The 20918-nt window shown below is 52.6% G+C and carries 16 protein-coding genes; 4 read left to right on the top strand and 12 right to left on the bottom strand.

What is annotated here, in order from left to right:
* Window positions 1-131 precede the first annotated feature (131 nt).
* Window positions 132-809 carry a DUF305 domain-containing protein gene (locus ABD880_RS14100; protein ID WP_345167360.1) on the top strand — a complete coding sequence of 226 codons (678 nt, stop codon included), beginning with the start codon at window positions 132-134 and terminating at the stop codon, window positions 807-809.
* A gap of 152 nt (window positions 810-961) precedes the next feature.
* Here the strand turns inward: ABD880_RS14100 and ABD880_RS14095 are convergent, their stop codons facing one another.
* From ABD880_RS14095 to ABD880_RS14040, 12 genes are all read right to left on the bottom strand, one after another.
* Entirely contained in the window at window positions 962-1297 is a 336-nt protein-coding gene (locus tag ABD880_RS14095) for a four-helix bundle copper-binding protein (protein ID WP_345167359.1), read from the bottom strand.
* 124 nt (window positions 1298-1421) lie between these two features.
* Entirely contained in the window at window positions 1422-1988 is a 567-nt protein-coding gene (locus tag ABD880_RS14090; RefSeq protein ID WP_345167356.1) for a helix-turn-helix domain-containing protein, read from the bottom strand.
* Window positions 1989-2036: 48 nt separating this feature from the next.
* Complete coding sequence (locus ABD880_RS14085) at window positions 2037-2645, bottom strand: DUF2911 domain-containing protein (protein WP_345167353.1); 609 nt, start codon at window positions 2643-2645, stop codon at window positions 2037-2039.
* Between the two features lie 46 nt (window positions 2646-2691).
* Window positions 2692-3495: a PepSY domain-containing protein gene (locus tag ABD880_RS14080; protein ID WP_345167351.1), complete on the bottom strand. Its 804-nt coding sequence runs from the start codon at window positions 3493-3495 to the stop codon at window positions 2692-2694.
* Window positions 3496-3667: 172 nt separating this feature from the next.
* Window positions 3668-4357 (bottom strand): DUF2231 domain-containing protein, encoded by a 690-nt coding sequence (locus ABD880_RS14075; RefSeq protein WP_345167348.1) that lies wholly within the window; start codon window positions 4355-4357, stop codon window positions 3668-3670.
* A gap of 38 nt (window positions 4358-4395) precedes the next feature.
* Entirely contained in the window at window positions 4396-5472 is a 1077-nt protein-coding gene (locus ABD880_RS14070; protein WP_345167345.1) for a YncE family protein, read from the bottom strand.
* Window positions 5473-5482: 10 nt separating this feature from the next.
* On the bottom strand, window positions 5483-6763 hold the full coding sequence (locus ABD880_RS14065; protein ID WP_425575837.1) for an efflux RND transporter periplasmic adaptor subunit: 1281 nt from the start codon (window positions 6761-6763) through the stop codon (window positions 5483-5485).
* Window positions 6764-6810: 47 nt separating this feature from the next.
* Window positions 6811-8139, bottom strand: a complete 1329-nt coding sequence (locus ABD880_RS14060; protein ID WP_345167341.1) for a heavy metal-binding domain-containing protein — start codon at window positions 8137-8139, stop codon at window positions 6811-6813.
* Window positions 8117-9364, bottom strand: a complete 1248-nt coding sequence (locus ABD880_RS14055) for a TolC family protein (RefSeq protein ID WP_345167339.1) — start codon at window positions 9362-9364, stop codon at window positions 8117-8119. The genes ABD880_RS14060 and ABD880_RS14055 overlap by 23 nt, the downstream gene beginning before the upstream one ends.
* Window positions 9348-11240, bottom strand: a complete 1893-nt coding sequence (locus ABD880_RS14050; RefSeq protein ID WP_345167337.1) for an efflux RND transporter permease subunit — start codon at window positions 11238-11240, stop codon at window positions 9348-9350. Before ABD880_RS14050 ends, ABD880_RS14055 begins: the two co-directional genes overlap by 17 nt.
* On the bottom strand, window positions 11233-12513 hold the full coding sequence (locus tag ABD880_RS14045) for an efflux RND transporter permease subunit (RefSeq protein WP_160691862.1): 1281 nt from the start codon (window positions 12511-12513) through the stop codon (window positions 11233-11235). The genes ABD880_RS14050 and ABD880_RS14045 overlap by 8 nt, the downstream gene beginning before the upstream one ends.
* 123 nt (window positions 12514-12636) lie before the next feature.
* Complete coding sequence (locus ABD880_RS14040; protein WP_345167333.1) at window positions 12637-12918, bottom strand: heavy metal-binding domain-containing protein; 282 nt, start codon at window positions 12916-12918, stop codon at window positions 12637-12639.
* 1275 nt (window positions 12919-14193) lie between these two features.
* Between ABD880_RS14040 and ABD880_RS14035 the strand changes: the two genes are divergently transcribed.
* The 3 genes from ABD880_RS14035 (at window position 14194) to ABD880_RS14025 (ending at window position 20851) form a co-directional block, all read left to right on the top strand.
* Window positions 14194-14643 (top strand): DUF2911 domain-containing protein, encoded by a 450-nt coding sequence (locus tag ABD880_RS14035; RefSeq protein ID WP_345167330.1) that lies wholly within the window; start codon window positions 14194-14196, stop codon window positions 14641-14643.
* Window positions 14644-15209: 566 nt separating this feature from the next.
* Entirely contained in the window at window positions 15210-19601 is a 4392-nt protein-coding gene (locus ABD880_RS14030) for a CusA/CzcA family heavy metal efflux RND transporter (protein ID WP_345167328.1), read from the top strand.
* A gap of 2 nt (window positions 19602-19603) precedes the next feature.
* Window positions 19604-20851, top strand: a complete 1248-nt coding sequence (locus tag ABD880_RS14025; protein ID WP_345167325.1) for an efflux RND transporter periplasmic adaptor subunit — start codon at window positions 19604-19606, stop codon at window positions 20849-20851.
* Window positions 20852-20918: the final 67 nt, after the last annotated feature.

Raw genomic sequence — 20918 nt, 5'->3', positions numbered from 1 at the left:
CTTGTTTAAGCCGGTATCAGCTCTGTCCATTTAAACCAAGGCTTACTTTCACCCTAATTTTCGTAAGCACATTGCACAAAGGATACATCCAGCGTATTGAAACTTCAACCCCACTTGACTGATCTCAAACTATGAAAACGAATAAAATCCTTTTGAACCTGGCTATATGCCTAGGTACCACCGCCTTTTTATTCAGTGGCTGCTCTCAGAAATCTAAACAGACGGAAACAACCTCTGTTACCCAAACAGAGGAGCATTCAGGCCATGATATGGACATGGCGGCGGAAGGATCCAACAAGATGATGGATTTAATGCATCAGAATATGTCTAAGATGCAGGAGATGGAGATGACGGGAGATGTTGACCATGACTTTGCGATGATGATGGCGATTCACCACCAAGGGGCTATTGCCATGTCTGAAGAGGAAGTAAACAATGGGACTGACCCTATGCTGAAGGAAATGGCCAATAAAACCATTGCTTCCAGCAAGACAGACATACAGAAGTTAAGTAGCTTTACCAGCAACCATCAGCCAATGGCGGGAGACGCTTCTAAGTCAATGAAGCTGATGCAACCAATGAAAGACATGATGGGCCAGATGGAACATGGCATGCAAGGGACCACGGATCATCATTTCGCTAAAATGATGAGCATGCACCATCAGCAGGGCATTGATATGTCAAAGGTGCAAGTAGCTGAAGGAAAAACGCCAGCAATGAAACAAATGGCGCAGAAAATTATAGATGAACAGGAAAAAGACAAGCAAAAGCTAGATAATTGGCTACAAGAGCACCCACAACAGAAGTAATTATATTATCTGTCCAGATCAATTAACTAAAAGTAAAAAGGAACCCTTTCATTTGGGTCTCTTTTTTTTGGCTAGCGTGGTATCTACTGAGAACAAGGAAATGAACGTTAAATAAAAAGGGCTGACATTTGCCAGCCCTTAAAATGCAGATATTAGACTGCTGCTCGGCAGGCTTCTTCGCAGCGTCTACAAGATTCAGCGCATTCACGGCAATGATCCATGTGTTCAGCATGCTGCATGCATTCTACACCGCAGGCGCGGCAAATCTCTGCACAAGCCTGCAATAAGGCTTGGGACACTTCTGAGTTACGAGCCAGGGCACTGGCGGTCAGCTTGCAGATTTCGGCGCAGTCCCGGTCCAATTGAATACAACGGGCCATCATTTTAAGGTCCTGCTCCTGAAAACAAGCTTGATAACAATGGTCACATGAGGCGGCGCAGGCATTGAGGGCCTCAATTACTGATTGGTACTTTGATGATTGGTGCATGTATTTTTGGTTAAATGTGAAACATATCTTCCAACTAAACTCAGTTGAAAAGAACTTTCTAGGTTAACTCTATTACCAAGCACTGTGTTTTATAGTATCCTTGATAAAACAGGCATAATTCTGTTTATATCAAGAGATTCAATAGCTTACGGCTTTTTATTGGCAATTTCTTATATTCTGAGGGCTTTAGGCCAGTGACCTTTTTAAATTGTTTAGAGAGGTGACTCAAACTGCTGTATTGAAGACGGTTAGCAATCTCGCCCAATGATAGCTCATCGTACTCCAGAAGTGCTTTGACATACTCCACTTTCAGGAGAATAATATACTTCTCTATAGTAATGCCTTCCTCTGCAGAGAAAGTATGGCTCAGCGTGCTATAGTCCTTGCCTATGGCCTGGGCCAAGAAATTGGAGTAATTTGTGCCTATCTTCTCCTGCTTGTAATGGATAACATCAATAAGAAGAGTCTTTATATGCTCCACCAATTTTGCTTTTCGGTCTTCCAACAAGTCAAACCCATAGTCCATCAGGAAAATCTTCACTTGCTCTATTTCTTCCGGTAGCAATGGGCGCTCCAAGTCAACATGACCCAAATGCACTTCAATAACAGGAAGGCTCATTGCTTCAAACTGTTCCTTCACGATCCGGATACAGCGGGGGCACACCATGTTTTTGATGCAAATAGTGGTCATATTTGGTTTTTTGATTCCATCCTACTTACCTGGAAAAGCCCAACTGCTTTATTTACCGGCAACGGGTAACCTGATTCCAATTTTTTCCCAGGAGATCCTGATTCCTGCCTCTGCCTCCCCGCCATCCTCAACCCTGTACTTCAGTCTTTCCTGTGGATGCTCCAAGCTGTAGGGCTTGACTTTTGTCCGGAGGATGTCCTCCTTTTGATCATATTCATCTGCCAAGTGCTGGTCCCAGTTTTTGTTCAGAATCACTGTCCACTCATCACGGCCTGGAATGGTAAAGAGCGCATACTTACCCGGGCCTACGGATTTTCCTGCAATTATCAAGTCCCTGTCAAACTCCACGGTGGTGGCCTTATGCGCACCAGTCACCCAAACCTGGTCATAGGGAACCAAGCCGCCCCAGACCACTCGTTCCCTCACCCCCGGGGAATGATAAGTTATTTTTATACTGGCATCGCCAATACGTCCCGTCGCCTCAGATGGAATACTTTTTTTGATGGTGTCCTGCACCACTTCGGCACTTTCTGGTTTTTCAACAGTTTGTGCCGGCGCAGAAACCTCCTGTTGCTGTTTTGGACTTTCTTGGTTGCAGGCACCCAAGGCAAGAGCAAAAGAGGTTGTTAAAGAGAGAATGGTGAGTGTTCTTTTCATTTTTCGTTTTTTATCGGGGTGAATTTTATGGAAACAAAATAATGGGTTACCTGCGCGCATTCTTTTTTCTCCGGAAGGTAGGAGAAGAGACAAAGTAGAGCATAAACCCAGAAAGGACGGTGATTAGCCCTAAGACGGAAAAAGCCTTCAGGAGGAGATTCCCAAAATTATCCCTGCCCTGAAAGTCCATGGTGTGCAGCATCCAGAGAAAGTCAAACACCCGCCACTGGTTATGCCTGATGGCCTGAAACGTGCCAAGTTCTGTGGAAATGTAAACGGTGCAGCTAGGTTGCTTAAACGTAATGGCCCAAGCAGGCAAAGGCTTCTCACGATATTCATGGTGAGAACCCACCTCAGTCATGTACTCTACCTTTTCCACCAGGGCAGGTTCCACCACATTATATTGGGCAAGGCGTACAGCCTCGTTTTTGCTAAGAGAGGATCTTAGTTGCCCGGTTTCTGCGTTGGCCAGTTGAACCTTGCTGCCGCCCCCAGCATGCCCTCCACCATGTGACCCAGATACTACCAAGCCTTTATTGACTTCCTCAGTTTTGGTAAAATAATTTATCTGGTAGGTTGGAGCCCCTAAAATTTCAATCAGCTGAATGGCCTTTATGGAATCTACCGTGGTTGTTTTCTTCAGCTCCTGTAAAGCCACTTGTGGCGAGGCCATATTCAGGTTGGCTGGAAAAAACCGCTTTCCCTTCCTTAGTTGGTCACCATGCACTTCATCTATATTGTTCCAACTGAAATACATCCCCCCCAAGGTCCAGAACAGGAACTGGACACCTAGTATCAGCCCCAGGTACCGGTGGAGTTTGCGTATGTAATAGTGTCTGCCCTTAGCCATGTAGCTTAATTTGAGTGTCCCATTTGCCAGCTCTGGCCTTGGCTTTATAAGCCAACAGTTGAAAAGTTATAATTTATTCAGAACACTAATCCGTTTTTGGCCTCCTTTTTAGGGAACAAGCCAAAAACGGATTAGTGCTTCTAGAACAAGCAAAGCATCCGTACAGGTGTTTTTAATGATGTTGTTCCAAGTATTTCCCCTGAGGGCCCACACCTTCTATATGCACCAATTGTGCTCCGTAATGGCCCGCCATTGCCACGGCATACCCCGCTCCTATTAGGATCACGGCAGCCACGGCGATGCTCCATCTCTTTCCCTTGAATAGAAATAGGCTCAGCAACTGGGCCAGTAACCCAAGCCCTGAGAGGTAGATGGTATAGTCAGCGTATTTATCGTGCTGTTCCAGAACCAGTTCCGCATGTTCGGTAAGCCCATCGGTATGGGGGTGCGACCAGTGGGTGGAGGCGTAAGCGGTCACAAATCCCAGCAATACCATGATGGTCACGGCCCAGTTCAGCACTTTGTTCTGGAAAAGGATGTTCACGAACTGCATGGCCGCCGCGATCATTAAAAGCATGATCGGGAAATGGACAATGAGCGGGTGAATGTGTGGGAAGTCAGCGATAGAGGCATGGACTTTTGCCGGGTTTGCCTTGTGCTCAGCATGATCCGCCGGAGTCACCTCACTAAATACAATAGTGTCTTGGGCAGCGGCAGTCGTTTCCTTGATGGAGTCTACTTGCGCCACTTTGGCTTTCTTAGGGTGCTTTTCCCCTCCGTGCGCAGAGGCCCCTTCGGGAGTCATAAGCGCAGAAAGGAATAGAAGGCCCAGAAGGGTCAGGAAGGTGATGTTCTTTTTCATTGTAAGGAATATAAGGTTTAGTATTTGTTAAGTTGAGCCTATGGCCGGAGTACTATTCCGTTTGGTTTTTTCCCCACCGAAACGGTGGAGCGTACTCTATGCTCAGAAACATTGATAACAGAGACGGTGCCCGCCCCCTGGTTGGTGACATAGGCGGTGGAGCCGTCTGGAGAAAAAGCGATGGCGTGTGCATCAGCCCCGGTCATTATATTCCCTTTGAGAACCCATAGGCTGTTTTCCTCCTTGTAAAACAAGACCCTGCCATTGGTGGCATCACTCACCCATAGCTCCTGGCTGGAAGGGTGATAGGCCACATAGCCAGGCTTAAACCCTAGGTTAATCGTCTCGGTAACTGCCCCGGTGGCTACATTTATCTCGGTGACGGTCTGGTCTGTCTCATTGTCCACGTATACATGCCCGTTGGCCGCTGGCCAAGCCCCAACCGGATCCTTACCCACCGGCACCGTACCCATCACCATTTTAGTGCCTGGGTTGATGATAGACACGGTGGCGTCAGTCGTATTGGATGCGAACACTTTTGAGCCGTCAGTTGAGAAAGTAACTTCTGACAGCCCTTTCCCGACGCTGATGGTATTCTTTAAAGTCCAATTACCAGTATTATAAACCAATACCTGGCTTTTCACCTCATCCTCCTGCGCAATCCACAGCTCAGAACCGTCTGCGTTAAAGGCTGCGTTATGCGGCATCTTAGGCAGCATGATCTCCTTCTCGATCTTGCCGATGTAGCTATTCAGAACGATAACCCTGAAGCCTTCCATACCATCCATCCCGCCAGCGTCATGCCCACCGCTCAGGTCAGTGCTGGTGATGGCCACCGCTAGCTTTGTCTTGTCTGGGCTCATGTTGATATGGTGTGGGAACTTTGCCCCATTCAGACTTATATGATCTTTGTGGGTGAGGTCATTCAGATTAATTACGTCCACGTCATTGGACTCCCCGTTTACCACAAAGGCGGCAGGGTAGTCAATGTTCAAGTCCATGCCGTCCATGTCCTCTTCCATACCATCCATGTCTGCCTCTGTATGGAGGTTACAGGCGGTGAATGTTAGTAAAAGAGCTACTGTAAGTGTCAGTTTAAAAGTTCTGTGTATCATAAGAGTAGATTTATTGATTTGACTGATGGTTATGTCCCGCCATCGGGTCTGCCCCTTGCTTCAGCACATATTCGCTGTACAACAGATAGGCGCCCGTCACAACCACGGTGTCTCTGGGTTGCAGGCCGCTGGCAATGGCCACCCGGTTCGCGCTTTCCTCCCCAAGCTCCACCCTTCTGGGGCTGAATGTGTTCACCCCGATCTTCACCCAGACGTGTGCACCTTTGGAATCCCGGATCACGGCATCCAGCGGCAGGGTTAACGCTTCTCTCACCTGGGCACCTACCGTCATGGTGGCCTGGGTGCCTGGGATCAAGCTCCCTTCTGGGTTAGGAACCGAAGCCCGGGCAATCACCACTTGGCTGTTCTGCCTGAACTCTGGGTTGATAAAAGAGATCTTTGTCTTGATGGGCATCTTGCTTCCGGCTACGGTGACGTCTACCGGAGTCCCTATCTTAAGCGCTCCGGCTTCACCGGCGTACAACTCGGCCTCCGCCCAAATGTTGTTGAACCGGCTTATGCGGTAAAGGGGACTTCCCTCGGCCACATACACGCCTTCTGCGGCGGCTATCTCCGTGACAGTACCTGAACTGGGTGCTACGAAGGTGATGCGGGCGTCTAGCTTACGGGTTCGCGCAATGCGGATGATCTGGGCATTGGTGAGACCGGTTAAGAGAAGCTTTCTTTTGGCGGCGTCCAGAATGGAGGCAAACTGCCTCTCACCGGGGAACGCCTTCACCTGGTCCAAGGCCAGCAGGTATTCCTGTTCCAATGTGAGAAGGGTCTCACTGTATAAGTCATAGAGGGGTTGCCCCTTACGGATGGGCTGACCAGTTTCTTTCACATAAAGCCTCTCTATGCGGCCATCGGCCCGACTGCTGATAAGGTCGGCCTGCGTCTGGTCCACCACCAGCCTGCCCGTAAGCACCGTATTGCTTCCAACCTGCCCCTGCCGGACGGCTTGCGTGGTGATGTTGCCCAGTTGGATCTGGCTTTCGCTCAGCATGATACTGGCCTCCTGTCCTTTGGTGCTTTGTTTTTTCACGGGCACCAGGTCCATCCCGCAGATGGGGCATGAGCCTGCTTTGTCCTCCACTATCTGCGGGTGCATGGGGCAGGTAAAGGCACTGGCCGTTTCTGGCTCCTTTTTCTGCTTCTGGACCAGAACCAGGTCCATCCCGCAGATGGGGCACGAGCCCGGCTCCCCCTCCACTATCTGGGGGTGCATGGGACAGGTATAGCTGGCACCTTCCTCTGCATGGGCATGCTCGTCCGCCTTGGTGCAGGCCATCAGAAAGAGCGTTGCCAGTAAAACGGTGAATAGGTTCTTCATATGTCTCATCTGCTTGTGTCTGCTACCTTGATAAAACTCTCACTGTCCACCAGGAACTGCGCATTGGCCGCTATCACGTCATTTGCCTTTAGCCCCGACACAATCTCCACCTGCTCCCCGGCCCGCTGCCCCACCTGCACAGCGGTGGGTTTGAACACGCCATCCGCTTTCAGGAAGGCCACCGATTGGTTCCCGAGATCCAGCACGGCATCCTTGGGAACCCAAAGGGCGGAACCTGTGCTATAGGCTACTTTACCAGTGATGACCTGACCAATTAAGATTGAGTTACCCTGCGCCGGGAGCAAGACCCGCACCTGTGCGAAATTTTGTCCTTCCCCATAGACCGGCTCCACCAAATGCACCGAAGACTGCATGGTTTTACCAGGGATTTGATTAAATGAAATAGTGATGGGGGTCCCCTTCTTCAATTGGCCCGCCGCATTGCTGGCCACGTTGAACTGCGCCCAAACCTGGGAGGCGTCAATTACTTTTAGCAGTGCCTGCCCCGTGGTCACGTACATGCCTTCCCGGATGGCAAATCCTTGGGGAGCTGAGGCGGGTGCAGCAGTAGTGCTGGAAGCCCCACCGCTGGCGCCACCCATGCCGCCCATACCATCCCCACCTCCTGTGGCAGGCGATGCGGTAACCGGTGCCGCCGTAGGGGACGCCGTCACGGCTGGGTCCAGCACGTAGCCGGTGTAAGGACTATAGACTGAGAAAGTATAGGACTCTCTCCTTGTGCGGGCAAGCTGACTGATCTGTCCCTCCGTGGCACCCAGGAGGCGTAGTTTTTGGCGCGCGCCTGCAATAAGCGCAGCGTTGCCTGGGTCGTTCTTGAGCAGATAGAGAAGCTCTTTCTGTGCGGTGACCAGTTCGGGGCTGTAGATGTCATACAGCTTCTGCCCTTTGCGCACCGGCTGGTAGTTGAACTGCACGTACAGCTTCTCAATGCGTCCCCCGAAGCGTGCCGGGATGGTGTACTGCCGGCGGGTGTCATAGGTCACCACGCCAGACATGGTAATCTCATTCTCCACCTGTTTCTGAACAGGTTTTATGGTTTGGATGGACGAGACCACTGCCTGGTCGGCAGGCTGCAACAGATAGTCCAGGCCTGCCGGCACGGTCGGCGCTGGCGCGTCTGCTGGCTGCTTGGCTACCAGGTCCATCCCGCAGATAGGGCAGGAACCAGGTTTGTCTTGCACAATCTGCGGGTGCATAGGGCAGGTATATTCCATGCCGTTAGCCTCCTCTCTTTCCTTTTTACAGGCGGTAAAGCAGAAGGGCAATAGCAGGATCAGCAACCCAATCAACCTATTTTTCCAGTTCTTTTTCATAGTTCACACCAATTAGGTAGAGTTGCTCCAGGTTGTTGAGGTATTCCATCTGGGCCATGTTCAGGGCTTCCCAGGCGTCAATCACCAGCGGTAACTGGCCCGTGTTCTGCTCATAACTCAGGAGCGTGGTTTCATAGTTGCGGCGAAGGGCCGGGATGATCTTCTTCTCATAATTCTGCACCTGCGTCCGCTTGGCCTGCAGTTCAAGGGCCATGCTGGCCACCATGTTCTGGGCTTCGTTCAAGAGAGCCTCCCGGCCCTTCCGCATGCCCTGTATCTCCAGATTCATAGCGGTGGCATTGGCCTTGTACATTTTAGAAGACCAAGGGGCAATAGGAATAGACACCATGCCCATGAGCGTGAACGACTGAGGCATCATCCTGTCACGCGGCATCATGTTCTCAAACCTAATGGCAAAGTCAGGTTTGCGTTGCAGGTCTTCCAGGCGCAGGTTCAGTTGCATGGATTCTATGGTGCGGTCTATCTGGCGCACATCACTGCGGGCGGCACTCAGGGAAGCCGTGTCTGGGAGCACCATCAGAACGGGCGCCTGCACGGTAGTGTCCACCTTAAATCTGTTCTCAGGAGGCAGGTTCATGAGCATGTTGAGCTGAATGTTCTTCATCTCAATCTCGCTGTTGGTCATGATGAGCATGTTCTCCACCTCGCCTATCCGGCCTTCGGCTTTATAGATACTGCCCAGAGAGCTTTGGTTGTACGGGTAGCGCACCTTGCCCAGTTTGAGCATGAATTGCATGATGCGCTGACTCTCGGCTAGCACGGCCTTCTTCTTTTCCAGCACCACCCATTGGTAATAAGCGGTTTTGGCCTGCGCCCTCAATTGATTGAAGGTCATATCACGCCCTGCCTCTTCAATGGCGGCTCTGGAAAGTTGGTACTTCTCACGGGCTTTCAGCTTGGCGGGGTTAGTGATGTCCTGCTCCACGGCCGTCATGTACATGGCGTCATCTTCCTCCATTTTCATCTGGCCCGGATACGGATACATAAAGACCCCGGCACCCACCATGGGTGCCATCTGGCTTCTGGATCCCTTGGCCATGGCATTTTGCGCCTTCGCCCTGAACTCTATCTCCTGGAGCATGCCGTTGTTCTGGCTAATCCGGTTAAGAACTGTATCCAGGGAGAGCACCGGGGTTTGAGCCTGGGCAGACACGCTCAGTAAAACCAACAAAGCGCCCACGTATAGTCTAATGCTTGACATCATAAATATCTAGTTTGCCGTGTTTCTTGAGTTCGTATTCCTTGGTCATCTCAAACACCACCGGGGTCACCAGCAAGATGTGAATGGAAGAGGTGAAGACCCCGCCGATAAGCGGTAGCACGATGGGTAGCATTACATCCGTCCCAACCCCAGTGGCCCACAGAATAGGGATCAAGCCGAAGAGCGACACCGACACGGTCATGATCTTGGGCCGCAGGCGCTTGGCCGCGCCCTGGAAGACGTACTCCCTTATATCCTGCTTGGTGATGGTTTCACTGGAGTTGCCCTTTTTAGCCACCAATTCATTCATGGCCTCATTCAGGTACACCACCATGAGCATTCCCGTCTCTACCGCCATCCCAAACAGGGCGATGAAGCCCACCGCCACCGCCACGGACAGATTGATGCCGTAGAAATACACAATGAACACCCCGCCCACCAGAGCGAATGGAATAGTGACCAGGTTGAGGAGAGCCTCTTTAAAGGACTTGAAGGAGAAATACAGAATCAGGAAAATGATGAGCACCACCAGCGGGATGATAATCTTAAGGGTCTTGTTCGCCCTGATCTGGTTTTCCCACTGACCGCTCCACTCCAAATGATAGCCGTTGGGTATTCCCGTTACTTCCTGGTTAATGGTTTTGATGGCCTCTTGCACCGTGCTGCCTAAATCGCGGTCACGTACATTGAATAGCACCGCGCCCCGCAGTTGGGCATTCTCTGAGGCAATCATTGGTGGTCCGTCCACAAATTTCACATCGGCTACCGCTGAAAGCGGCACCGTTCCATTGGTACTTGACTGGATGGGGATACGACGGATACGGTCTATACTATTGCGGTACTCTTGGGCTAGGCGCACATTGATGGAGAACCGTCGCCGTCCTTCAATGGTATTGCCGATGCTGGACCCACCGAGGGCAGACTCCACTACGCTGTTCACATCATTGACGGAAAGACCGTAGCGTCCCAGATCCTCGCGCCGCGTCTGGATCTCAAGATAACGGCCTCCGGTCACAGGCTCAATGTAGAGGTCTTTCACCCCTTCTACCTGCTGCAAAGCATTTCTCACTTTCTCTGACACTACGGCGATAGAATCCAGGCTCTGCCCATACACCTTCACGCCCACGTCCGTCCTGATACCCGTGGCCAGCATGTTGATGCGGTTGATGATGGGTTGGGTCCAGCCGTTGATTACGCCAGGTATTTGTAGTTTCTGGTCCAGCTCCTCGATTATTTTGGCCTTGGTCATCCCCTCGCGCCATTCTGACTGAGGCTTCAGCAGGATGATGGTCTCAATCATACTGATGGGCGAGTTGTCCGTGGCCGTGCTGGCCCTTCCGGCTTTGCCCAGTACCTGCTCCACCTCCGGTGTAGATTTTATAATCTTGTCCTGCACCTGCAGAATTCGCTTGGCCTCGGCGTTGGAGATGTCTGGCAGGGTCACGGGCATGAAAAGGATGGAGCTTTCATCTAGGGGCGGCATAAATTCGGACCCCAGACTTAACAGCATAGGAATACTCACTGCCAAGGCCAGAATGTTAATGCCAATGGTGGTTTTGCGCCAATTCAGGCACCAGCGCAGAATAGGTGAATACACCCGTTCCAAGGCACGGTTAACAGGATTGGCGCTCTCAGGCTTGAACTTGCCTTTGAGAAGGAGCGACAGCAGCACGGGAGTCACTGTGATGGCCACAAAGGCGTCTACAATGAGGATAAAGGTCTTGGTCCAGGCCAGCGGACTAAACAGGCGCCCCTCCTGCCCGGTCAAAAGGAACACCGGCAGGAAGGAGGTGATGATGATGATGGTGCTCCAAAAAACACTGGGCCCTACCTGCTTGGAGGCTTTCTCTATGATCGACAGACGTGTTTTATTATCCATGGTTCTCTTCTTCTATTTGGGCATCGGCTAGGTGCCGGTATGCGTTTTCTACCATCACAATCGCATCGTCGACGATCACGCCTATAGATAGGGCAATGCCTGTCAGGGACATGATGTTGGAGGTGATGTCAAAGGCGTTCAGCAGGATAAAACCGATGGCAATGGAAAGCGGCAGTTGAATGATGATGATGAGGGCACTGCGCCAATGGAAAAGGAACAGGAACACAATGGCCGAGGCCACCAGCATCTCTTCTATCAAGGTGGTCTTGATAGAATCGACGGATTCATTGATGAGCCCGCTGCGGTCATAGACGATGTTGAACTTGACGCCTTTGGGCAGACCTGCTGAGACCTCTTCCATCTTGGCTTTGACGTTCCTGATCACCTCCTCGGCATTCTCACCGTAGCGCATCACCACAATACCGCCCACGGCCTCACCCTCGCCGTTCAGGTCAAAAATACCCAGTCGGCTCTCGCCCGTCATCTGAACGGTGGCCACGTCACGCACGCTCACAGGTATGGTATTTTGAGTGGTGATGGGAATGCTCTCTATCTCTTCCATGGACTGTAAATAGCCCGTGGTTTTAATGATGTAGCCAATGTCGCTCATCTCAAACTTGCGCCCCCCGCTTTCATTATTATTGGCCCGCACGGCGGCCATCACCTGCGGCACAGATAGGTTGTAATAGGTAAGTTTATTGGGGTCTATGGTAATCTGGTACTGCTTCTGAAAACCTCCGAAGGAGGCTATCTCACTTACGCCCGGCACGTTCTGCAGTGCGAACTTCACATACCAGTCCTGCACCGCCCGCTGTTCGCCCAGGTCCATGCCTTGCGCGTCTAGGGTGTACCAAAGAATATGACCCACACCGGTACCGTCCGGTCCCAGGGTTGGGATGGCCCCTTCGGGCAACAGACGGTTGGCGTAGTTGAGCCGCTCCAACACTCGTTCCCGGGCCCAGTAGATGTCTGTTTTATCATCAAAGATGATATAGATGAAGCTCATCCCGAACATGGAGACGCCCCGCACATACTTGACCTGGGGCATGCCCTGCAGGTTGGTGACCAGCGGGTACGTGACCTGGTCCTCTATGATCTGAGGGCTTCGGCCCATCCACTCGGTGAACACGATCACCTGGTTCTCAGATAAGTCAGGTATGGCGTCCACCTTACTGGTGGTGACTGAGTAAGCCCCCCAGCCGAACATGCCCGCCGCAATGAGCAGGACGATCATCCGGTTGCGAAGGGAAAAGGATATTAATTTGCCAATCATAAGACAGGTAAGTTATTTGGCATTGCCGATTTTGCGTTTTTGGGCTGTTTTCTGTAAAACAGCCCAAAAACGGCATAAACGCTTTGGTCTCACCTTACGGATTAACCATTAAATCAAAAGCGATTAGTGTTGCTCTTCGCCCTCATGGTGTTTCTGAGCAGCGGCGGCAGAATCCAGCTTTTCGCCTGGTTTCACCTCCTCCAGGAACATGCCGCACTTAGGGCATTTTCCCTTCACATCACTCACCACTTCCGGGTGCATGGGGCATGTGTAGGTAACGCCCGCCACCTGTGCCTCTGAGGTTGTCCCCTCGGCTGTTTTCTGCTCAGTTCCAGAGTTATTACATGATGAGAATAATGTTAAGCCGAAGAAGGCCAATGCAATGGTTACTTTCAGAGTTTTCATAAAAAGGTATGGTTGGAAGTTTAAAAAACACAGACTTAGCCTACAGGCCCTTGCGGGTCCTGCAAACAACAAACAAAGACAGGGGTCAGCCTCAGTGGTTTTAAACTGAAGGGATTCTCTGGCAAGGATTATAAGAAGATAAGGCAGTAAATTTCGGAATCAGGATAGCATTGCACCTTAAAGGCAAGGGTAAAAGCAATACTGTTTAAGGTCAGATTACATATTGGCCAAGGAAGCCAATCGCTCTGGTTTAGTTCACTGAAACGAAATTACAGGATAGAAGGCAGCCCAATAGAAAGGTTAGGCGCCGCTTCTAAAAGAAGGGGAAATCAAATAAGGAAGGTCTGATGCAGGATGCCGATGTCTCGCCCGGAGATGGGCGGGGGCAGGGTGACATGGGGAATTGACTCCAGGATAACCGGACGGATTACTTCGGCAAAGCTTGGAAAGCCCGCAGGGTCATTCGCTGCCTGGGAAATCTGTTGGGTGGGAGAGTTGAAATTACTTTGGGCCATTGCCCCGCGGGGCATCACACAGGAGAAATCATCACAAGACTTCACCGGGCCTTTCGAACCCTTTTTGCAGCAGCAGCTTGGTTCCGCGAAAAAGCCTATCTCAACACTGTTGCCCCCAGCGCACTGAGACCCGGCCACGCGGAACCCCATCGAGGCCATTGAGATGGCGACGATCAGGCTTAGGTGTATGAGTCTCTGAAAAATGGTCATCCAGTCGGAGATGTTTCAGTGCCAAAACGTTAACCACCTGAAAGGGTTGTTAATCTAGTCAGCTTCTTTTCACAAAAGTATAAACAATTCTGTAATACACTGTTATATAATTTTTGTCAAAAGTTATACAACTCAGTTATGGTACGTCACGACATTTAACGTAAGTTTCAATCGCTAGAAGGACCTCCTCAACCTTATAACGGCTCTTATGTAAAGTGAAAATGATAAACAGGCTTCTCACTTTACATAACCTCCGTTATGAGATAGCTGGAAAGTTGTTATGCCTCTGCCTATGGCCCGTATTGAGCCTTATGCTCCATGGCCACTGACCGAATGCTACCGTTAAATAGGAGGAAAGCAACCAATTAACAGATGAAATCCCTTTATCCCTGCCTTCTATCAACCTTACTGCTGTCTGTAGGCTGTGACAGAAGGCCCGCCCCAGAGATCCGTGAGTCCAAGGCCGAGACCGGTTTGAGCCCCGGGGCGACACAAAACCCCTTCGCTATACAGGCCCAGAGTGAGCGTGACACGTTAGGGGGAGAGCATCATGGCGCAGACAACCGGGAGGGTAGGCGCCTCCCAAATCGAGATAGAGTACCACTCGCCAGCCGTCCGGGGACGGGCCATCTGGGGTAGGGTGGTCCCATACGGGCGACTGTGGGTGACGGGGTCCCATTCCGCGACCCGGCTGACGACCGACGCCCCGCTTCTATTTGGGGGAAGGGAGTTGCCGGCCGGCAGGTATGCCATCTTCACCATCCCAGGAAAAGGGGATTGGGAGGTTGTCATTAACAGGGACTGGAACCAGCACCTTACCACCCAGTACTCAAGGAATATGGATGTCCTCAGGTTCACCGTCAAACCCATCCGCCAAAAAGCCAACCAGGAGCGCTTGCGCTATGAGGTCCTTCCCTTGGGCGGTGACTCGGGCAGGGTGACGATGAGCTGGGAGAAAGTGAGGATAGACATGCCTGTTTCTCAATCACCCACTCAATGAAAAAGTGTTTAATATGGTTGAATCGAATAACAGCTAAAGCTGTTATTAATCGAGTTGGAAACGTTTTAGGATAGTTGGAGTATAAGCAAGGGTATTCATTTAGCCTGAGGGTTGTATTTGACGAAGCATCCCGTATTTTTGCCCCAATGAAGTGGACCAACCTTTTCATCGCTGTCTTTATGACCCTTGTGGCCTGTATGCCGTGCAGCGACACGTATGGTTACTCTGAGATAGGTCCTAAGGCTTCCGTCGCCTCGGCAACCGCCGAAAACCACCAGGAGTCGGGTGATGCATGTTCGCCGCTCTGCATCTGCAGTTGCTGCGCGGGCTTCTCCCAACCGATCCCGGCCACACTTCATATGGAGGCAAAGCCGGCCTTTTATCGGACGCCCCTTCTTTCCGTCTACCGGGAACGGCACCTGACCGTCCATGCCTCCATCTGGCAGCCCCCCCAACTTTAAGCCTTATTTACTGACCGCCAGGATTGGGCACGCGCCTTCTCTCGGCTTTTGGCCTGGATTCCCATGGGTCCCAGGCTGTCTATTTATTGGCTTAAACCATACTTCATGATTGACAATCTGATAGCTTTCTCCATCCGGAACAAGCTGATCGTCGGGCTCTTTACCCTTGCCCTGGTGGTCTGGGGGCTTTTCTCCCTGAGCCGGCTTCCCATCGACGCCGTTCCGGACATCACCAACAACCAAGTGCAGATCATCACGACCTCGCCCACCCTGGCGGCGCAGGAGGTCGAGCAGTTCATTACTTACCCGATCGAGATTGAGATGGCCAACGTTCCGGATCTGGTGGAGGTCCGCTCCATCTCCCGGTTCGGCCTTTCCGTGGTCACCGTTGTCTTTGAGGACGATGTGGACGTCTACCTTGCCCGCCAGATTGTTGGCGAGAAGCTCAAAAGCGCGCAGGAGCAGATCCCAGATGGGCTGGGCACCCCTGAGATGGGTCCTGTCTCAACCGGCCTGGGCGAGATCTACCAGTACGTGCTGCACACCACCCCCAACTCGCCTAAGAAATACTCACCCACAGAACTAAGGACGATCCAGGACTGGATAGTGAAACGGCAGTTGGCCGGCACGCCTGGGGTGGCCGAAGTCAGTAGCTTTGGTGGGATGCTGAAGCAGTACCAGGTTTCTGTGGACCCTGAAAGGCTCCGGGCATTTGACCTTTCCATCTCAGATATCTTTGAGGCGCTGGAGAAAAACAACCAGAACACCGGTGGGGCTTTCATTGAGAAGGGCCCGAACGCTTATTTCATACGGGGTATCGGCCTGCTGACGACATTTGAGGACATCAGGCAGATTCTTGTCAGGAATACTGATGGAGTCCCATTGCTGATCCGGGACGTCGCCACCGTGGAGGAGGGAAGCGCCGTTCGCTACGGTGCCTTGACTCGGAACGGCGAGGGAGAGGTGGTAGGCGGCATCGTCATGATGCTCAAAGGCCAGAACTCCGCGCAGGTGATCGAACAAGTAAAGGCGAAGGTAGAGGGAATCCAGAAGACCTTACCAGATGGGGTGGTGCTGGAGCCGTTCCTGGACCGTACCCGCCTGGTGGACCGCGCCATCGGCACCGTCAGCAAAAACCTCATAGAAGGGGGGCTTATCGTGGTTTTCGTATTGGTGCTTCTGTTGGGCAACCTAAGGGCCGGCCTGGTGGTGGCCTCGGTTATCCCCCTGGCCATGCTTTTCGCCGTCTCCATGATGCAATTATTCGGCGTGTCCGGAAACCTGATGAGCCTGGGGGCAATTGACTTCGGTTTGATAGTGGACGGCGCAGTCATCATTGTGGAGAGTATCGTGCACCGGATAGGGACCAACCGAAGATTCGTAGACATAGACAGGCTCAACCAGGGGCAGATGGATGATATTGTCCTGGATGCCACCGTCAAGATTCGCCAGTCGGCCGCTTTCGGGGAGATCATCATCCTTATCGTCTACCTGCCCATACTGGCGCTGGTGGGGATTGAGGGCAAGATGTTCAGACCGATGGCCCAGACCGTGGGGTTTGCCATCCTGGGCGCCTTGATCCTTTCCCTGACCTACGTGCCTATGGCCTCTGCCCTCTTCTTGAGTAAGAAAACGAAGCATAAGACCACCATAGCTGACAGGGTTATGGCAAGGTTGGAGAATCTGTATGGGGGGTTGCTGCAGAAGGCACTTAAGATTAGGGGCCTTTTGATGGGGCTTACCCTTGGGTTGTTTCTTTTCACGCTCTTTTTGTTCACAAGGATGGGAGGTGAGTTCATTCCCACCCTAGATGAGGGGGATTTTGCCATTGAGTCCTCTATCAGCGCCGGTTCTTCGCTGACCCAAAGTGTCAAGACATTCTCCCAGGCGGAGAAAATCCTTCTCACGCAATTCCCAGAGGTAAAGGAGGTGGTCAGCAAAATCGGAGCATCTGAGATACCGACGGACCCCATGCCCGTGGAAGCGGCCGATATGACCGTTATTCTGAAGGACCGGGACGAGTGGGAGTCTGCAGACAGCAGGGAAGGGCTTATGGAGAAGATGGAAGAGGCTCTTTCCATTATTCCGGGCTTGAACGCAGAGTTCTCACAGCCTATTCAGTTGAGAAGCAACGAGCTGATCACCGGGGTGAAACAGGACATCGCGGTGAAGATCTACGGTGAGGACTTGGATGTTTTGGCCCAGAAAGCCGAGGAGGCGGCTAACCTCATCCGCCCGATTGCAGGGGTGGGGGATTTGAAGGTGGAGCAGACCAAGGGTTTGCCGCAGATCCTGGTGAAATACAACCGTGCACAGATGGCCCAGATGGGCGTGAACATAGAGGATGTGAACCAGGTTCTCCGCTCCGGTTTCGCCGGCGGGGAGGCTGGGGTTATCTTTGAGGGTGAGAGGCGGTTCGACCTCGTGGTGAGGTTGGGCCAGGCGAACAGGCAGAACTTCTCTGACGTGGAGAACCTGCTCATCGACCTGCCCACCGGGGCCAGGATCCCTCTCCGTCAGGTGGCCCAGGTAACGCTGGAGGAAGGGCCAAGCCAGATATCGCGGGATGACACCAAACGCCGTATCACCATAGGCATCAATGCCCGGGAGCGTGACGTGGAGAACCTGGTAAAGGAAATACAGTCAACGTTAGAAGCTAAGTTTAAACTACCCGTAGGCTACTATATAAGCTACGGCGGCCAGTTTGAGAACCTGCAGGCGGCCAAGGCGCGTCTTGCGGTGGCTGTGCCACTTTCACTGGCGATTATCCTGATCCTTCTCTTTCTGACCTTCGGCTCCTTCAAGCAGAGCCTGCTCATCTTCACGGCCATTCCCCTGGCGGCCATCGGTGGTGTGTTCGCCTTGCTGTTGCGGGGCATGCCCTTCAGTATCTCCGCCGGTATAGGTTTCATCGCCCTCTTCGGCGTGGCGGTGTTGAACGGGATCGTTCTGATCGGGTATTTCAACCAGTTGAAAAAAGAGGGATGGGAAGACCCTTATGCCAGGATCATGGAAGGGACAAAGGTCCGGCTGCGCCCGGTGATCATGACGGCGGCGGTAGCCTCACTGGGCTTCCTTCCCATGGCACTCTCCGGCTCGGCCGGGGCTGAGGTGCAGAAACCGTTGGCCACTGTGGTCATCGGGGGGCTTATCACCTCCACTCTACTCACCCTCTTCCTGCTACCGGTTCTATACAGTTTCGTGGAGAAGATGCAGAAGCCTGGCCTATCATCGGGATTGAACGGCAAAGTGGTCCTTTTACTTTGCATCCTACTGTCAGGTGCTGGGGGGCTTTCCGCCAATGCCCAGACACTTCCCAATCCCGGGGGCATCACCTCGCTGACCCAGGCGGTGGACCTCGCCCTACAGAACAGTCCGTCGGTCAGGGCAGCCACATTGGAAGTTGAAAGGCAGCAGGCCCTGCGCAAGACGGGCTTCGAGCTACCCAAGACAGCGGTCACTGGCGGTTTCGGTCAGATGAACAGTGCCGCCAACGATAACTCACTGACGATATCACAGGGCTTCTCCCTTCCGGGAGTATACCGAAGCCAAGCCCGATTGGCATCTCAACAGGTCCTCAGCGCGGAGGTGCAATTGAGACAGACCAGGCGTGCGGTGATACGGGATGTCAAGCTCATCTTCAATGAGTGGTCTATCCTTACCCAAAGGCAGGTTTACCTGGCCGCACAGGATACGCTCGCCCGGCAGTTCGCCAGGGCCGCAGATGTCCGCTACCGAACCGGGGAGGCCAACTACCTGGAGAAGATTGCCGCCGAGGCTCAGGCCATGGAGGCGCGCACGGCCCTGGAGGCGGCCCAGGCCGAAGCCCTTTCTGTCAGGCAACGGCTGGCCAGGTCGCTGTTTCTTGGGGACACGCTCCAAATCCAGCCTGCGCTGAGGCCGGCAGAGGTGTCTCTTCCCGTGGACACTGCATGGCTCAGCAGCCACCCCCAGATCGGCCTATTTAAAAATGAGGTGGCCCTAAGCGAGGCTCAGGCAAAAGTGGAGAAAAGCAGGCTGCTGCCGGAGTTTTCCATTGGGGTGACGAGCCAGACCATCCAGGGGTTCCAGAACACCTCAGGCACGGAACAGTACTTCGGGCCGAGCAGGCGCTTCCAGTCCGTGGAGGCTGGGGTGGCCATCCCCCTTATTTCCCGGGCTCAGCGGGCGAGGGTCCAGGCCTCTGTTCTGCAGACTCGCGTCGCTGAGGCCCAGCTACAGAACCAGCGTTTGGTTTTGGAGACAGAGTTCCGGCGGCTGAGCCAGGAATATGACAGGCACCGGAAAATGCTCCAATATTATGAGGAGAAAGCCCTTCCCCAGGCCAGTCTGCTGATTGAATATGCGACCAAGGGTTTCAGGGCGGGGGAGACGGAGTACACTGAATATATCCAGAACGTCGCCCAAGCCCAGCGGATCAGGTTGCAGTACCTGGACACGCTGTCACAGTTCAACCAGGCCGCTATTCAGATTGAGTATCACTTAAAGGACAATTAGAAATGTATAAATATATCAGATCGACAACCTTCCTATTGCTGCTGACCATCTGCATTGGCGGCAGTGCCTGTCAGAAGGAAGCTAAAATCGCAGAGGAAACTGAGGAGGCCCATGCCGAAGGCGAACCTGGGGCGGAGGAGGCCATCGGGCTGACCCAGGCCCAAATGGATGCGGTGGGAATAAAATTGGGAGGCCTTGAGAACCGGCCCCTGAAAAGCGGGATACAGGCAAACGGAATGCTGGATCTGCCCCCTCAGAACAAAGCCACCATCTCCAGCATGACAGAGGGGGTTGTACGCGAAATCTTTGTGACCCAAGGCCAGTTCGTAAAGAAAGGGCAGCGACTGGTGAGTCTGGAACATCCCAGTATCATCCAGTTGCAGGAGGAGTATTTGCAGGCCCGAAGCGCGCTTAGTTACGCGCTGAAGGATTATGAGCGGCAGAAAGAACTGTTGCGGGAGAACATCATCGCCGCTAAGAAGTTCCAGTTGGCAGAGGCCGAATACCGTGGTAGGCAGGCGGCGGTTTCTTCTTTGGCCAGCCAGCTTAGCCAGATGGGTATCACCCCCAGCCGGGTGCGGGTAGGCTCACTATTACGTTCCGTTTCCGTGGTGTCGCCTATGCACGGCTATGTGCATCAGATCAAGGTAAACATCGGCGCCTTGGTTGAGCCGTCCAAGGAGCTATTCCAGGTAGTGGACAACCACCACATCCAGATTGACCTTCAGGTCTTTGAAAAGGACATCGCCTTAGTCAAGAACGGGCAGAAGGTCCTCTTCTCCCTGACCTCCAATCCCTCCAAGACTTATGAGGCCACTATCTTCTCGGTGGGTAAGTCATTTGAGAACGATACCAAGACGGTGGTGGTGCACGCCCAAATCAACGACAACCAGGAGGCTACCCTGCTTCCCGGCATGTTCGTGAGCGGCCGCATACTGACCTCTGAGGCCACCGTGCCGGCGCTCCCGGATGAGGCCATTATTGCTGAAGGGGATCTGAAGTTTGTCTTCGCCGCTACGCGTGCCGTCCACACCTCTGAGTCTAAAGCTGAGAGCTCCGAAGAAGAGCATGAGGGAGAACTCAACCCAGACTGGGTCTTCACCAAAATCGGAGTACAGACAGGCGCCATGGATGCCGGATTTACAGAGGTAAAGCTTTTAAACCCTATACCGGCTGGCTCTCAACTCGTCACCAAAGGCGCCTACTATGTCGCGGCGCAGGCCAACAAAGGCGAGGGCGACCATCATTAATCGAGTAAAGGAGAATTTTCAACTTTAGTTAATCGCCATGCTGCATGTTCTGTTGGATAGTTTCCTG

It is taken from the genome of Nibribacter koreensis (genome assembly GCF_039541795.1).
Taxonomy (GTDB): Bacteria; Bacteroidota; Bacteroidia; order Cytophagales; family Hymenobacteraceae; genus Nibribacter; species Nibribacter koreensis.
Note: the sequence above shows the minus strand (reverse complement) of the source record. Positions and strands in the feature narration are given on the sequence as shown.

What these genes read in the sequence shown, in the direction of transcription:
- ABD880_RS14100 (WP_345167360.1), top strand. Translation starts at nt 132, where the DNA reads ATGAAAACGAATAAAATCCTTTTGAACCTGGCTATATGCCTAGGTACC.
- ABD880_RS14095 (WP_345167359.1), bottom strand. Translation starts at nt 1,297, where the DNA reads ATGCACCAATCATCAAAGTACCAATCAGTAATTGAGGCCCTCAATGCC.
- ABD880_RS14090 (WP_345167356.1), bottom strand. Translation starts at nt 1,988, where the DNA reads ATGACCACTATTTGCATCAAAAACATGGTGTGCCCCCGCTGTATCCGG.
- ABD880_RS14085 (WP_345167353.1), bottom strand. Translation starts at nt 2,645, where the DNA reads ATGAAAAGAACACTCACCATTCTCTCTTTAACAACCTCTTTTGCTCTT.
- ABD880_RS14080 (WP_345167351.1), bottom strand. Translation starts at nt 3,495, where the DNA reads ATGGCTAAGGGCAGACACTATTACATACGCAAACTCCACCGGTACCTG.
- ABD880_RS14075 (WP_345167348.1), bottom strand. Translation starts at nt 4,357, where the DNA reads ATGAAAAAGAACATCACCTTCCTGACCCTTCTGGGCCTTCTATTCCTT.
- ABD880_RS14070 (WP_345167345.1), bottom strand. Translation starts at nt 5,472, where the DNA reads ATGATACACAGAACTTTTAAACTGACACTTACAGTAGCTCTTTTACTA.
- ABD880_RS14065 (WP_425575837.1), bottom strand. Translation starts at nt 6,763, where the DNA reads ATGGCCTGCACCAAGGCGGACGAGCATGCCCATGCAGAGGAAGGTGCC.
- ABD880_RS14060 (WP_345167341.1), bottom strand. Translation starts at nt 8,139, where the DNA reads ATGAAAAAGAACTGGAAAAATAGGTTGATTGGGTTGCTGATCCTGCTA.
- ABD880_RS14055 (WP_345167339.1), bottom strand. Translation starts at nt 9,364, where the DNA reads ATGATGTCAAGCATTAGACTATACGTGGGCGCTTTGTTGGTTTTACTG.
- ABD880_RS14050 (WP_345167337.1), bottom strand. Translation starts at nt 11,240, where the DNA reads ATGGATAATAAAACACGTCTGTCGATCATAGAGAAAGCCTCCAAGCAG.
- ABD880_RS14045 (WP_160691862.1), bottom strand. Translation starts at nt 12,513, where the DNA reads ATGATTGGCAAATTAATATCCTTTTCCCTTCGCAACCGGATGATCGTC.
- ABD880_RS14040 (WP_345167333.1), bottom strand. Translation starts at nt 12,918, where the DNA reads ATGAAAACTCTGAAAGTAACCATTGCATTGGCCTTCTTCGGCTTAACA.
- ABD880_RS14035 (WP_345167330.1), top strand. Translation starts at nt 14,194, where the DNA reads ATGGCGCAGACAACCGGGAGGGTAGGCGCCTCCCAAATCGAGATAGAG.
- ABD880_RS14030 (WP_345167328.1), top strand. Translation starts at nt 15,210, where the DNA reads ATGATTGACAATCTGATAGCTTTCTCCATCCGGAACAAGCTGATCGTC.
- ABD880_RS14025 (WP_345167325.1), top strand. Translation starts at nt 19,604, where the DNA reads ATGTATAAATATATCAGATCGACAACCTTCCTATTGCTGCTGACCATC.